Origin of the sequence: Arthrobacter sp. NPDC089319 (assembly GCF_040684925.1) — a bacterium.
Lineage (GTDB): Bacteria > Actinomycetota > Actinomycetes > Actinomycetales > Micrococcaceae > Crystallibacter.
The window spans coordinates 68,003-82,317 of sequence record NZ_JBFBGZ010000006.1 but is presented as its reverse complement, the minus strand read 5'-3'; the positions used below and the strand labels follow the sequence as shown (position 1 = coordinate 82,317).

At 60.8% G+C, this 14,315-nt stretch carries 14 protein-coding genes; 7 read left to right on the top strand and 7 right to left on the bottom strand.

The genetic code is table 11. The features are described 5' to 3' along the window. The 3 genes from AB0N75_RS10450 to AB0N75_RS10440 are packed head-to-tail and all read right to left on the bottom strand — an operon-like array spanning position 1 to position 3,263. Positions 1 to 1,032, bottom strand: coding sequence for a branched-chain amino acid ABC transporter permease (locus tag AB0N75_RS10450; protein ID WP_364648996.1), 1,032 nt, complete (start codon positions 1,030 to 1,032; stop codon positions 1 to 3). Then, positions 1,029 to 1,919 (bottom strand): branched-chain amino acid ABC transporter permease, encoded by an 891-nt coding sequence (locus tag AB0N75_RS10445; RefSeq protein WP_364648993.1) that lies wholly within the window; start codon positions 1,917 to 1,919, stop codon positions 1,029 to 1,031. The genes AB0N75_RS10450 and AB0N75_RS10445 overlap by 4 nt, the downstream gene beginning before the upstream one ends. Before the next feature lie 39 nt (positions 1,920 to 1,958). Continuing rightward, positions 1,959 to 3,263, bottom strand: coding sequence for an ABC transporter substrate-binding protein (locus AB0N75_RS10440; RefSeq protein ID WP_364648990.1), 1,305 nt, complete (start codon positions 3,261 to 3,263; stop codon positions 1,959 to 1,961). A gap of 322 nt (positions 3,264 to 3,585) precedes the next feature. Between AB0N75_RS10440 and AB0N75_RS10435 the strand changes: the two genes are divergently transcribed. Next, on the top strand, positions 3,586 to 4,245 hold the full coding sequence (locus AB0N75_RS10435; protein WP_364648987.1) for an FCD domain-containing protein: 660 nt from the start codon (positions 3,586 to 3,588) through the stop codon (positions 4,243 to 4,245). 78 nt (positions 4,246 to 4,323) lie between these two features. Here the strand turns inward: AB0N75_RS10435 and AB0N75_RS10430 are convergent, their stop codons facing one another. The 4 genes from AB0N75_RS10430 to AB0N75_RS10415 form a co-directional block, all read right to left on the bottom strand. Next, positions 4,324 to 5,397 (bottom strand): alkene reductase, encoded by a 1,074-nt coding sequence (locus tag AB0N75_RS10430; protein ID WP_364649545.1) that lies wholly within the window; start codon positions 5,395 to 5,397, stop codon positions 4,324 to 4,326. 145 nt (positions 5,398 to 5,542) lie between these two features. Next, entirely contained in the window at positions 5,543 to 6,478 is a 936-nt protein-coding gene (locus AB0N75_RS10425; RefSeq protein ID WP_364648984.1) for a cyclase family protein, read from the bottom strand. Continuing rightward, a complete protein-coding gene (locus AB0N75_RS10420; protein WP_364648981.1) occupies positions 6,475 to 6,786 on the bottom strand; it encodes a Dabb family protein in 312 nt (103 codons plus the stop codon). The genes AB0N75_RS10425 and AB0N75_RS10420 overlap by 4 nt, the downstream gene beginning before the upstream one ends. A gap of 27 nt (positions 6,787 to 6,813) precedes the next feature. Beyond that, entirely contained in the window at positions 6,814 to 7,308 is a 495-nt protein-coding gene (locus AB0N75_RS10415; RefSeq protein ID WP_364648979.1) for a flavin reductase family protein, read from the bottom strand. 178 nt (positions 7,309 to 7,486) lie between these two features. Between AB0N75_RS10415 and AB0N75_RS10410 the strand changes: the two genes are divergently transcribed. The 6 genes from AB0N75_RS10410 (at position 7,487) to AB0N75_RS10385 (ending at position 14,253) form a co-directional block, all read left to right on the top strand. Then, entirely contained in the window at positions 7,487 to 8,017 is a 531-nt protein-coding gene (locus AB0N75_RS10410; protein WP_364648976.1) for a MarR family transcriptional regulator, read from the top strand. 66 nt (positions 8,018 to 8,083) lie between these two features. Then, positions 8,084 to 9,571: a 4-hydroxyphenylacetate 3-hydroxylase N-terminal domain-containing protein gene (locus tag AB0N75_RS10405; protein WP_364648973.1), complete on the top strand. Its 1,488-nt coding sequence runs from the start codon at positions 8,084 to 8,086 to the stop codon at positions 9,569 to 9,571. Between the two features lie 100 nt (positions 9,572 to 9,671). Then, positions 9,672 to 10,811, top strand: a complete 1,140-nt coding sequence (torT, locus tag AB0N75_RS10400) for a TMAO reductase system periplasmic protein TorT (protein WP_364648970.1) — start codon at positions 9,672 to 9,674, stop codon at positions 10,809 to 10,811. 22 nt (positions 10,812 to 10,833) lie between these two features. Further along, complete coding sequence (locus tag AB0N75_RS10395; RefSeq protein ID WP_364648967.1) at positions 10,834 to 12,372, top strand: sugar ABC transporter ATP-binding protein; 1,539 nt, start codon at positions 10,834 to 10,836, stop codon at positions 12,370 to 12,372. Between the two features lie 4 nt (positions 12,373 to 12,376). Continuing rightward, entirely contained in the window at positions 12,377 to 13,444 is a 1,068-nt protein-coding gene (locus AB0N75_RS10390) for an ABC transporter permease (protein WP_364648964.1), read from the top strand. Continuing rightward, complete coding sequence (locus AB0N75_RS10385; RefSeq protein WP_364648961.1) at positions 13,441 to 14,253, top strand: carbon-nitrogen hydrolase family protein; 813 nt, start codon at positions 13,441 to 13,443, stop codon at positions 14,251 to 14,253. The genes AB0N75_RS10390 and AB0N75_RS10385 overlap by 4 nt, the downstream gene beginning before the upstream one ends. Positions 14,254 to 14,315: the final 62 nt, after the last annotated feature.

The window sequence follows — 14,315 nt, the reverse complement described above, 5'->3', positions numbered from 1 at the left end:
TCAGGACCTCCTTGTGGTTCGTTCTGCCCTGTCGAGCGCAAAGCTCTTGAGGGCAGGGACAGGTTTACCTGCATCGTCGAAACGCCTCCTTAGCTCAGGCACGATCCCCTGGGGTCGGAACCAGAGGAAGAGGATGATGACTATTCCGACCAAGACGAACTGGAGTGCTTCCACCGTTCCCGGTGCGCCGATGGGCGGCAGGAAGCGAGCTCCCTCGGTGAGCGCGACCGGGATGAGTAATGCTCCCAGCAGCACGCCAAACTTGTTCCCGGCCCCGCCGACGATCACGGCGCCGAGGAGCATCAGCGTCTCCCCGTACAACCAATCGTTGGGAGACCAGGTCCCCAAATATGAAACCAGGAGCGCGCCGCTCAGGGCGCCCAAGCCGTTGCCGATGGCGAAGGCCACCATGCGGTTGCTGACGATGTTGACGCCGAGGGCGTCGGCGGCAGCCGGGTTGTCGCGAACAGCACGAAGGGTACGTCCCAGTGGGCTGCGGGTCATCTGAGTCACCACAAGATAGGCGAACGCAGCCACTGCTACGCAGAAGCCGGCGAAAAACCAGCTGTATTGGGTTCGAGGGAGGTCGAGCTGGTCCTCCAACGGCGCCGGAATAGAGTGCAGTCCCAGACCCCCGCCCAGAAAGGCCGGAACCGCGATGACCATGACAGAGGCGATCATGGCCACCGCCAACAACGCGATCGCTTGATAATCCGACCGGAGCCTCCGCAGGGCAACGAGTCCCAAAGGCAGAGAGACCAAGATTCCTGCGAGGATGGCGATCAGGTACGTGAATGGGAACGGGATCTCGGTCCCCCAGAAGTAGGCCTGGCCTGGAATGCCGCCTTCGGCCTCGGGCGCCCCGAGTGTCAGCAGGGCGACCGTATAGGCGCCGACCGCGTGGGACGTGATGAAGGCGAAGTTCAGGATCCCCGTGTGTCCGAAGTGGACGTCCAGTCCCCAGCAGGAGATGGCGGCCACACAGGCAAAGACAACGATCAGGGCTACGTAGTACTGGATATCGGCGCTCATGCTGCGCTCACTTCTCTTTCACGTGCAAACTCGGCCCTGATACCTTGCGGCCGCACCAGGAGGACTAGGATCAGGATCGCTAGGGCGATGGCGAGCTTGAAAGTCGAGTCGAACCAGATCGCTCCGAGTTCGGTGCTGATGCCGATGACAAGTGCTCCAAGCATGGCGCCGTAAGCATCGCCGATCCCGCCTAGGATGGCGGCCGCGATAACGAGGACCACAAAGCTGCGACCCGAGGTGGCAGAGAACGTGGAGGTGCTCACGAGGTAGACCACGCCGGCCAGCCCACACAAGGCACCGGAGATCGCCCAGGCGAGGTTCACGACCCGATTGGTGGGTATTCCGCAGGACTGGGCGAGGGTGGGGTCAACCGACGCGGCCCGCATGGCCTTGCCAAGCCGGGTCCGCTTGAGCAGGTAGTGGATGCCCACCATGGTCAGGGCCGCCAGGACCACGACCACCATGTGGACGTTCGTGAAGGCCGCGCCCCCGATGCTGAAGACGGTGGAGACGGGCACGTCGTACCTAAAGGAGAGCGGTCCGGCGATTACCAGGAGCAGGTTCGCGAGGATCATGCTCAGGGCGAGGCTGACCACCACCAAGACGAAGAGCGAAGATCCCTTGTCGATAAATCGCTGGTAAACAAATCGATTCATCAGGAACGAGACGGCAACACCGCAGCCGATCGCTGCAAGCGCCGAGACCCAGATATTCATGCCCTGGCTGTTCACCCAGTATCCGACGAAGCCGGAGACGATCATCGTTTCGGAAAACGCGAGGTTCAGGACGTTCGTGACACTGTATTGGAGCGAGAAGCCAACGGCTGCGATCGCGAGGACGGCACCGATGACCAGGCCGAAGCCTATGCCTGCGCCAAGTATTTCCATCGGACTTCACCAGTTTCCATGTTGATTAGTACTGTCGACTCAGTTTCCGGGTGTGTTGATCTCGGCGAGGTCTTCGGCGTCGAACACCGTGGCCACGTCGAAGCGGTCAGAAGCGGCATTCCAGTCGTAGACGGCGAAGGGATTGATCACGTTGTTGTACTCGTTCAGCAGGATCTCGCCGTTCGCACCGACGTATTGGATCTCTTTACCGGCCTCGATCGCCGCGATGCCGTCGGCATAGCTGGACACCACCGTCTTGTCGTCCCCGGGAGCGACGATGTCTCGGACCATCTTGTTGAAGACAGTCGACTCGGTGGAGCCCGCTTTGGTAGCAGCCAGGGCGGCGATGATCGCGCCGTCGTAGTGCGCCCGCGAGTAGACGCTGTCACCGAAGGTCTCATAGTCGACTCCGTCTTGGTCCGCCATGGAAGACAGTGTCTCGTCGAAGAGTTGGACGCCCGCGCCTTCGTCGTCGCTGTAGCGAGAGACCATCCGAAGGACGCCCTGGAGACTTTCTGACGATCCGTAAGCCGAAATGGCCGCGTCCTGCCAGTCACGCGTGTAAGCCCAGATGGTGGTGACCAACGGAATGTCTGCGCCGCCCCCCTGCTTCAGGTCCGCCAAGAAGGTACCGGCGGTGACCGCGTCGGTCTCGAAGAGAATGGCGTCGGGATTCGATTCAAGCATGCGTGCCACCTCAGTGCGGTAGGACGGCTGCTCGGCTGTGATGGTCATGTTCTGGACAATGTTCAGCCCCAACGACTCGGCAGCCTCCAGCAGCGGCGGCACGTTGGCCTGGGCCGATGCACCAGCAGGGAAGACCAGCGCAATGTTCTTGAAGCCTTCTTGCTGGGCGTAGTAGGCCATGGCCAGGGCCCCAGCCCTGTCGGAACTGACCAGGCGGTAGAAGTGCTCAAGTTCGTTGTTGTCGAATTGCGGGTCGCCGGCCACTGAGAACATAGTCTGCGCGGCTTCGTCGAGAATCGGAGCGACTGCGGCCGACTCTGCTGTACTCGGGCCGACCACGCTGAGGATGTCGCCTGCTGTGCTCATCATCTGCCGAGCCGCTGGGACCGCGTCACTGGCAGCCCCGCGAGTGTCGAACTCCTGGCAATCCACTTCGCGTCCGAGCACGCCACCCGCCTCGTTGATGAGCTTCTCGGCGGGCAGGCACCCGTTGACCGCTTCTTGGCCTTCCATGACCGAAGGACCGCTAAAGGCCATGAGCATGCCCAAGGTCAGGGGCGCATTCGTTCCAGCACCGCCCCCTCCACACGCCGTGGCACCCAGCAAGATGGCCCCGGATAGTGCGACTCCGCTCGTGAGCCTTCTTTTGTTCCGCATTAGAACTCCTCAAGGTGTGAGTAAGTCAAGCCTGTGATGGCGACGCCAGCAGGAACCATTCATAACCAATTGGTGCTATTTGGGTCAGCTTTGGTAGCTATTGGTTTTCACATTCAAGTTGAGATTTGGCTCACAGTCAAGAGCACAATCCCATATTTCTCAGGTCTTAGTCGTGAGCCCAATATGCGGTCCTAGCTTGGCGAACCTCAACCATTTCGACCATTCGGGCATTTGGCGCAAAATTGTTAGGCAATGTGGTTACATTGGCACTAATGTCTTTAAGCAAGCAGTCCTAGAGGACCAACTGAGAGGGGAGACGACCATGGCTGTGCTGGGGGGCGGAGCTGGCCAGGTACTGGCTCACCTCAACGCACTCATTGATTCCGGCGAGATGAGTGCCGGCTCCAGACTCCCTGCGGAACGGACGCTGGCGACAGAGTTGGCGTGCAGCCGAAACGATGTGCGCCAGGCATTGGCCCACATGGAATCGGAGGGCCAAATCACGCGCCACGTTGGCCGCGGGACCTTTCTGACCTCGACGTCCATCAGCGCAGCCGATTCGAGTACGGCGAGTCCAGTAGAGCTAATGAACGCGCGTGCCCTATTGGAGCCGGAGATCGCAGGCATGGCAGCGGTGACTGCGAACGAGTCAGACTTCCGGGAAATGCTCCGTTGCCTCGAAGGCGGCGAGAACAACGACGACTATCACGAATTCGAATCTTGGGATATGGCACTTCACCGGAGCTTTGCAGCGGCAACGCATAACGTCATCATCCTGTCGATGATGGACCTGCTCCATACATCTAGAAATGACCCTGTCTGGGGCGACCTGAAGAGGAAGAGCTTCAACCACTCCACATGTCAGGAATACCGTCTCGAACACCGGGCCATAGTGGAAGCGCTAATGAAGAGGGACCGTGACCAGGCCACCGCGGCCATGGCGCAGCACCTGGCCTCCATACGAAACAACATCCGAGTATGACCCGGATCGATAACTCGGGGTGCGTGGTCTGCAGCGCTGAGTAAAGCAGTGCCGGTGGGGTCGACCACGTCCTGTCAGTCAGCGCAGAGCGGGGTAGTCAGTATAGCCACGTGATGATGAGCCGTAGAAGGTTGCTGCATCCGGTTCGTTTTCGGGGTAGCCGCGTGTCCAGCGTTCGACGAGGTCGGGGTTGGCGATCATGCTTCGGCCGATGGCGACTGCGTCTGCTGAGTCTTCAGTCAGGATCCGGTACGCATCGTGTCGGGTGGTTTGGGTGTTGGGCCCGGTATTTGCGATCAGCGGTGCGGCTATGGTCCTGCGCAGCCCTTGGATGAAGTCGCATGCAGGAACGGGGTGGACGACGCTGACATAGGCCAGTCCGAGAGGGGCCAGGCCCTTGGCAATGGTTTGATAGGTCTGACGCAGATCTTCGGTGTCCTCTTCTTCGATGCCATGTATGTTGTTCCCGGGAGACAGCCGGACGCCGACACGGTCGGCCCCTATGCATTCAGCCACTGCTCTCGTCACCTGAATTGCCAGGCGGGCTTTATTCTCGGGGTTGCTTCCGTACTCGTCGTCCCGCCGGTTGGTGTTGGGTGCGAGGAACTGGTGGAGAAGGTATCCGTTGGCGGCGTGGATTTCTACGCCGTCGAAGTCTGCGCGCATGGCGTTTTGCGCAGCGGCGACGAATTCGTTGATGACATTTGTGATTTCGGCTGTTGTCAGGGCGTGCGGAACCGGGTACGGCAGTTTCCCGGTCGCGGTGTGTACGTCCCCGGGCATGGCGATGGCGCTGGGAGCAACGATTCTTGGGGTTTGGGTAATCCGGGTGTGGGAGACCCGGCCTGCGTGCATGATCTGCAGAACCATTTGTCCGCCGGCGTCGTGGACGGCCTTGGTAATCTGCTTCCAGCCGGTGATCTGTTGCTCTGTCACGATTCCGGGCTGTCCGTCCAGTGCCTTGGATTCAGGGGAGGGCCAGGTGCCTTCGGTGATGATTAGTCCGGAGCTGGCTCGCTGCCGGTAGTACTCGGCGAGGAGAGCACCAGGTGTTCCGTCCGGGGTCGAGCGAAGACGGGTCAGGGGCGCCATGACGAACCGGTTCCGCAGCTTCAGTCGTCCGAACTGGGCGGGGGTGAGGGCTTTGTGCAGCGTCTCGGGATGGGTGACTCTCGGGAGGGCAGGAGGCGGGGAATACACCTTGAACCTTTCATGTCACGGTGGTGCTCAGCAGCAGGGCTGGATAACGGAATGGAGGGCCAGGGGGCCGAGCATTTTTCGCTGCGGCCCCCTGGGTCTAGGCGGACTTCAGCGGGAAGGCAAGCGGACGCAGGGGTGAACCGGTGGCGCCCCGGAGCCTGATGGGTGCGCCGATGAATCCGAATTCGTAGACGGCGTCGGCGGCCAGGGCTTCGAGGTCGAGGCATTCCATCTGGGGAACGCCCTTGTCGATGAGGAAGTGGCAGTGGCCCGGCAGCCAGTTGTCCTCGTCGGTTGAGGGTGTGTGCTCGACGGCCTCATTGTCGGCTCCGACTGCCACGACATTGTGTGTCGTGATCCACTCCGCTGCTTCAACCGTGAGCCCGGGACTGTTGCCGAAAACCTGCGACCCATCCGGCCAGTACTGCATCCGGCCGGTACGAATGAGGACAACATCTCCCTCTTCGATGGTCGTGCCCTGGTGTGCAAGGGTGTCCCGGAGGTCCTGGGCGGTGATCCCATATGACGGTGGCAGGCAGTCAACGCCCTTGTATCCGGCGACGTCGAGGAGTATGCCCCTGGCGATGATGGGCAGGATCTGTTCGCTGCCGGCCTTTTGCCAGTTGCGGCTTCCGAGGTGTTCATCGGCGTCGAAGCCGTTGTAGGTTTTGTTGCCGTAGGAGAAGTGGTTGAGCGAGTCGATGTGCGTGCCGGTGTGGGTGTACATGAGGATCACGTCCCCGGAGTATCCACAGGAGCGGTTGATGCGTTCTCCCACGCCGTTGAGGTTATCGACGATCGTTCCGCGCGGCGTGTGGCTCATCCAGATCTGGTAGGCGGGGTCTCCCGCTGCCTGGAAGCTGGGCATTCCGAGGAAGTAGTCAACGCTCAGGTCGTAGACCCGGCGCCCATCCATCTGCGACATGATCGCGGCCCGGGATTCGGGGGTGATCCGGTTCGTGGCACCGTGTTCATCCTCGGTGCCCCATTCGGATTCGAGCTCGCGCAGCGGTGCGGTGTCCAGTTCCGTCATTGGTTTTCTCCCTCCAGGTCGATGTGGAAATCGCAGACGGCCCGCTCGGCGAAGAACGGCAGAAGTTCCTCGACGACTTCGGTGTGGAACGGGTGGTTCGAGTACGCTTCGAGGTCGGCCATGGTGGCGTAGTCGGCGACCAGGGCGTAGTCCCAAAGACCACCCGAGATTCCCTCCTCCCCCTCGTGCTTTCCTGTGGTCCATGACAGGCACCCGGGGATCTTGAGCGGCAGCTCGTCGAGCCGCTTCAAAACATAGTCAGGATTTCCGTCCGGGGTGACCTTCCATAGGAATACGTGGCGTATCACGTGAGTGTTCTCCTTTCGTTGCGGATTTTAGACAGCCGCCAGCATGTTCTGGCCGGCAGAGAGGAATCTCCCGTCAAGGAACAGCAGCGGATTCCGCTCGCTGCTGGTCTGCACTGACTTCACTTCCCCGATGTGCAGATTGTGGTCGCCGGCGTCGATGATCTGCCAGGCGGCGCACTGGTAAACGGCCACTGTTCCGGCCAGCCACGGGGCCAGACCCGGCCCCCGGTTCCACTCGATGTCGAGGCCGGCCTGCTGCCGTCCGCTGAACTGCAGCGCGTGCGCCTGCTGCTCTTCGGAAAGAACGTTGATGGCGAAAGGACCGGCAGCCATCCGCTCAGCTGTGGCGGCCTGTTTGCCGATCGACACCAGCGCCAGCGCCGGATCCAGCGAGACCGAGGTAAAGGAGTTGACCGTCACCCCGCGCGGCTCTCCTTCGAACTCGTAGGTGACGACGGTGACGCCGGTAGCGAATCGCGAGAACGCGGTCCGCAGTTCTCGCGGCTCCAAAATCTGGTTCATGCTGGTCCCCTTCGGAATACATTAGCTAACTGAGTTGCCATACTTACTTAGCTAATCGTGAGAGCCAAGCCTCAGGCTTGTCAAGCCTTGACCATGCGAAGATAAATAAAAATCGACTATTGACATAGCGAACTTACTTAGGCAAATATGTTCGCTATGAGGAAGTGAACCGCACCACATGGGAACGACTACAACGAATCCGGCATTGCTCGATGATGGCGACGATCATCAGTTCCGACAGTTCATCTACGACGTCCTTGCCTTCGGCACACGGCTGGAGGCAGTAAGGGACGGCTTGGGGGCACTGATGGGACTGACCGGACCGCAGTACTCGATCCTCATCACGATTCGCATGCTGGAGCAGAAAGGATCCAGGGCATCCATAGGTGACATCGCTGATTACATGCATGTCAGCGGCGCATTCGTGACGTCGGAGGTCAACAAGCTTAAGAAGGCCGGGCTTGTGGCCAAAGCGACTGATCCGGATGACCGCAGGCGTGTCCTGCTTACTCTTACCGAGGCGGCGGAGCAACGGCTGATCGATCTGACGGAGTACCAGGTTCCGGTGAACGATACGCTTTTCGGGTCCTTGAATCGTGAACAGTTCGATGTGCTGCGCTCCGTTTTTCCGGTGTTGGTTGTTGATGGGGATTCCGCTGTGCGGGAAGTGAACTATCTCCTGAAAAAGCAGAGCAACATGGCCGGCTAGACCGTAGCTCTCCCGGGCCGGGTTCAACTTCCTCTCGAATTAGAGAACCTTTGAGAGGAACAGATCGTGACCAAGAACGGCACTGACCATCTCGCCTCCCTACGGGATGGGCGAGAGGTTTATATCGACGGCGAGCGGGTAGCGGACGTCACCGAGCATGCAGCTTTCCGCAATGCAGTTCGCTCCGCCGCAGGCCTCTATGACATGCAGGCCAACCCCGAATTCGAATCGCTTCTGACTTACGAGAGCCCCCGCACGGGCAACCGGGTGAGCCGTTCCTGGCAGTTGCCCCGCAGCTACGAGGAGCTCGCCGACCGCCGCCGCGCCCTGATGAAATGGCAGGAACCGCACTTGGGATTCCTGGGCCGCTCGCCTGACCACGTCGCGTCCTGCATCGCGGCCATGTACATGTCCGCCCACGTCTACGACGAAGTCGACCCCAAGTACGGTGCCGCTGTCCGTGATTACTACGAATACGCCCGGGACCACGATCTCTACCTGACCTACACCATCGTCAATCCGCAGACGAACAAGACTCAGGACGTCCACGAACAAGATGCCGACCTGACCCTTGCAGTCGTCGACGAAGACGCCGAGGGGATCACGGTTCGGGGCGCGAAGATGCTCGCGACCTCAGGCGTGATGGCCAATGAGATCTTCGTCAGCGGTGTGCAGCCGCTCAAGGAAGGAGACGAACGCCACGCCGTCTCCTTCGCCATACCAATGTCCGCCCCCGGCATCCAGAATCTGTCCCGGCGCTCGTACGAGGCCGCGGCGAGTTCGACCTTCGACCATCCGTTGTCGAGTCAGCTGGATGAAACCGACGGCGTGATCTTCTTCGACAATGTGAAGGTCCCGTGGGAGCGGGTCTTCGTCAACCAGAACATTGGCCTGCTCCAGAAGCAGTTCCACGGAACGCCCGTTCACGTGTACCAGAACTACCAGTGCAATATCCGGCTGCTGGTAAAGCTGCAGTTCCTGGCCGCCATCGCACACCGCATCACCGAGATCAACAGCACGACCCACTTCCCGCAGGTGAAGGAGTCCCTGGGCCAGCTGGCCGCCGAGATCGGTATGATCGACGCCCTGACCCACGCCATGGAGACCAAGGGATACAAGTACGGCGAATACTTCGTGCCCGACCCCGCACTGCTCTATTCCTCGCAGGTCTTAACTCAGCAGCTCTACCCCAAGGTGATTCATACTCTGCGCGAGCTCTCCGGCGGCGGTGTGATCATGCTGCCTTCCAGCCTCAAGGACTACGAAAACCCCATCACCGCAGACCGCATCCGCCGCGTCCAGAAATCAGCGGTGGCCGCCCCCGATGAACGGGTGAAGCTGTTCAAGCTGGCGTGGGACGTGATCGGCTCCGAATTCGCCTCCCGCCACCTGCAGTACGAGATGTTCTACAACGGCGCCTCGTTCGTCGTCCGAGGCAACGCGTACCGCACCTTTGACTGGTCGGAAGGACGCACTCTGCTGGACGGATTCCTCAACTCCTACGGCGGGCCGGAACTCTCGGTCCCGAAGCCGGAACTGCTCACCGTCCGCTAGGCCGCCGGCTCCCCCGGGATCCTGGGTCCGGACCCTTCCGGACCCAGGACCCACTGCTCCACCCTGCTCTCATTTCTGCCATCTACTAACTAGGAAGATTATGAACGCCACACGGAAAACCACCGCAGTCCTGTCAGCATCCGCCTTTGTGATGGCGCTAAGCGCCTGTGGTGCCGCGGGCCAGAGCGCCGAACCTGCGCAGAGTGCCGCCGCCGTTTCCGCGGAGAACTGGTCCATTGACGCCGAGTACACCGCCGAGGACGGCACGATCACCGAAGCCGTTTACGAACCGATCGATAAAGCATCAGTCGTTGGTGACTGGAAAGTCTGTGCCCTGTTTCCCCACGTAAAGGATGCCTTGTGGGTTTCCGCCAACTACGGCAACGTCGTGGAAGCCGAGCGCCTCGGCATTCAATACAACATGTTCGAAGCCGGCGGCTACGGAAACCTCTCCACGCAGGTCGACCAGACGAATGACTGCATCGTTCAAGGCTATGACGCCCTCATCATCGGAGCCATCAGCGCCGAAGGCAACTGCTCGTCCATCCAACGGGCCCTGGATCAGGACATCGTAGTCGTCGACTTCATCAACGGCACCTCCTGCGGAGAAAGCGTCACCAGCGACCCTCTGTACACACAGGTCATGGTCAGCTACAAGGAAGCCGCCGAGCTCATCGGAAACTACATGGTGGACCAGGCCGGAGGCGAATCCCGCAAGGTCGCGGTATTCCCCGGACCGGACGGGGCTGCCTTCGCCAACGACGCCGTAGACGGATTCACTGAAGCGATCAAAGGTTCAAGCCTGAAAACAGAGGTCATCCGCCGCGGAGACAATGGCCTGGACATCCAGCTGCAGCTGATCGAGGATGCGCTGCGCGCCTATCCGGATGCCACCGACGTCTTCGGTGTGGACATTGCTGCCGAGGCCGGCGCCATCGCCCTGCGGAACGCGGGCAAGTCAGGCGAACTCGGTGTCTACGGCTACACACTGATCCCCAACCTCCACCAGGCAATCGTTGACGGCGAAGCCACAGCCGCTGTCACCGACTGGACCCCCTACCAGGGCCGCATGGCCGTCTCCCAGGCCGCCCGCGCCCTCGAGGGGCAGGAGCTGGGAGGCGCCCGGGTGGGCCCGAAACCGGAGGTGATTTCCTCAGAAAACGTTGAGGACGTTGTTTTCGAGGACATGTTCGGGCCCGACAGCTTCAACCCGGTCTACGAATCCAAGCCCAACTCCTAACCCATAAGCCGAGAAAAGAATCATGACCAAGACCTTGACGCCTATCGTCTCGCTTCAACACATTTCGAAGCGCTTTGGCTCCACCCTTGCCTTAAGCGACGTGTCGCTAGACCTGTACCCCGGTGAAGTCCACGTGCTCCTGGGGGAAAACGGGGCAGGAAAGTCAACCCTTGTCAAAACCATTCTCGGCACTTACCAGCCGGATAGTGGGCGGCTTCACATACGTGGTGAAGAAGTCGCCCACCACTCCCCGGCCAACGCGCGTAAAGCCGGAATCAACGTCGTGATGCAGGATTTCAGCCTCGCTCCCACCCTCTCGGTCCAGGACAACTTGTTCCTGGGCAGGCAGCCCGAACAGTACGGGCTGATCCACACAAAACTCATGCGCACGAAGGCCAAAGAAACCCGGGACCTGATCGGCGGCACGTTCGCCCTCTCGACAGAAGCGGGAGCCCTGCCCCGCTCTGAACAGCAGCTCGTCGAAATCATGAAAGCCGTCATGGGTGAACCAGGCGTCCTGGTCCTGGACGAACCGACCGCAGCGCTCGGCGAGGGCGAATCCGAAAGACTGTTCAGCATCGTCGAACGCCTCACCGGCCAGGGCTGGGCGATCCTCTACATAACGCACCGAATGGCGGAAATCCGCCGGCTCGGGACCCGCGTGACCGTCCTCCGCGACGGCAAGTACATCTCCGATCACCTTGTCAGCGACGTATCCAACCAGGAACTCGTAAACGAGATGGTGGGACGTGAAGTCAGCGCCATTTATCCACCTAAGGCGGATGCTGCGACCCTCGGAGACAACATCCTGGAGCTGGACAACGTCTCCAGCGCCAACGGCAAAGTCAAGGACGTCTCGCTCACTGTGCGGCGCGGTGAAATCGTTGCCATAGCCGGGCTGGTAGGGGCCGGAAAGGGTGACGTCGTCCGGATCCTCTCAGGAGTGGAAAAGATGAGCGCCGGTTCCGTCCGCGTCGGCGACTACAAAACCTCCGCCCCGAAGGCGCGCACTCTCATCAGCCACGGGGTGGGTTACATGTCCGAAGACCGGAAGACGGAGTCCCTGGCACTCGATCTGTCGGTCGAAGACAACCTCCTCCTCGAAGCAATGAACCACAGGGGCAACTCCAGATGGGGAATCCTCTCCGGGGGAATGCTCCGGCAGCAGGCGGATGAACTCATGCGAATGCTCGAGGTACGCCCGCATGAGCCGAAGGCGGCAGTAGGGCTGCTCTCCGGAGGCAACCAACAGAAAGTTGTCCTGGCCCGTGCGCTCACCAAAAAACGCTCCCTGCTCGTCGTCGCCGAACCCACATCAGGAGTCGATGTAGGTGCACGCCAGCAGATATATGCAGTCCTGCGGGACATCTGCTCCCAAGGTGCCGGCATTCTGCTCGTTTCCAGTGATCTTGAGGAAGTCATAGGCGTGGCAGACCGCGTCTACGTCATGAACAGCGGGCGGATCACCGCAGAACTTATAGGGGATCAAATCACCGATGAGGCCGTCGTAGCGGGCGCTTTCGGCGAGAACCTAACCGAAAACCTTCAGAAAGGTGCATAAACAAATGGCTCAGCAAACTCTTCAGCGTCCGGCCACCGAGCCGGGCCCGCTGCCAGGCCAACGACGGAACACGTCCTACTGGGGCATGAAGGCGTTCGCCGTCGGCGGCCCGCTCCCCTTCCTGCTCATCCTGCTGGTCGTCGGTTTCTCCATTGTGAACCCGGTCTTCCTCTCGCCCCAGAACCTGAACTCAGTTGCCACAATGGGCGTCTTCCTACTGCTGACCGCCCTCGCCCAAATGTTGATCCTGATCAGTGGCGGATTCGATCTGTCCGTGGGATCAAATATCGCCCTCACTAGTGTCTGCTCGGCAATGGTGATGAACTCCGTGTATGGCGGGGTCGAAGAATACGCTGGACTGGCGATCGTATGGGGCCTGGTGATCGCCGTCGTCATCGGACTCATCGTCGGTCTCGTCAACGGGATTGGCGTCGCCATCCTGCGGGTCAACGCCTTCATCGTCACCCTGGCCACGATGTCCGTCTTTTCCGGGGTCACCATGGTCGTCAGCGGCGGCCGCGAGATCAGCGGCCTCCCTAAGCTCTTCACCCACGAGATCGGCTCCGGCCGCCTGGGCCCGATCCCGGTAGCGCTGCTCCTTGCCATTCCAGTAGTGGCGGTGCTTTTCGTCGTGCTGCGGTGGACACGCTACGGCAAGTCCATCTACGCGATCGGAGGCAACGAAATCGCCGCCACCGTTGCCGGCATCCGGGTCAAGACCAACCTCCTGGTCGCCTACGTAATCGGCGGCGTACTGACTTCCTTCGCAGGATGGCTGCTCACAGCCCGTGTCTCCTCAGGACAGCCCCAGCTGGGCGGAGAATACATGATGATGTCGATCACCGCCGCGATCATCGGTGGCGCATCTCTCCGCGGCGGCCGCGGCGGTGTCGGGGGAACCATTCTCGGCGTCCTGTTCATCGTCGGCCTGACGAACGGAATGAACCTGATTCGCCTCGATTCCAATCAGCAGGCCATCGCCCTTGGCATCGCGTTGGTTCTGTCCATCCTCATCAGCCGGGCACGTGAGCGAACCCGCCGGGCAGTCGCTGTCCTGGAACTGACGAAATGACCGTCGTTACCGCCGCACAATTCGCCCCAACCAGGAACAAAGCCAACAACCTCACCGCGATCGAACGGCTCGTGAAGGCCGCTACCCGGCAGGGCGCCGAAGTTGTCCTGTTCCCCGAATACTCCTCATGGTTCCCCGGGCAACTCTCAGAACAGGTGTCAGGAAACGCGGAAGCTCTGGACGGCCCCTTCGTCGCAGCGATGTCCCGACTCGCCAGTCAGTACAAGGTGACGATCGCTGCCGGCATGCTCGAAACGGTCCCGGACTCTGACCCCCGCCCGTACAACACGGTCGTATCCGTGGGCCCCGGCGGCACGCTCCTGGCGTGCTATCGCAAGGTTCACCTGTATGACGCTTTCGGCTCGGAAGAATCCCGTTGGATCCGGCCAGGGCCCCTTGACCAGGAACCGCTCTTCGAGCACTCGGGCCTCATCTTCGGAATACAGACCTGCTACGACCTGCGGTTCCCTGAACTCTCGCGGTTAAGATCGGCGGCTGGAGCATCGGTACTTCTTGTCCCGGCACAATGGGTGCCGGGACCATCGAAGGAGCTGCACTGGACAACACTGCTTCGCGCCCGAGCCATCGAAAATACGGCCTACGTCGTCGCCGCTGACCACGGTCCGCCCGCGGGTATCGGCCTGTCAGCCATATACGATCCAGCCGGTGCCTGCATCGACAGCTTGTTCGAACCGACGGGACTGGCCACCGGCACTCTCACCTTGGAACACATCCAGGGCGTGAGAAGCGAAAACCCCGCCCTGAAAATGCGCCGGATCGATCTCCCGGCAACTGCCCCTAGGGCGTGAGCCAGTGCGAACGCCTGTGAGGTCATCAACGTGAGGACCTCACAGGCAAGCACGTCGGGCCG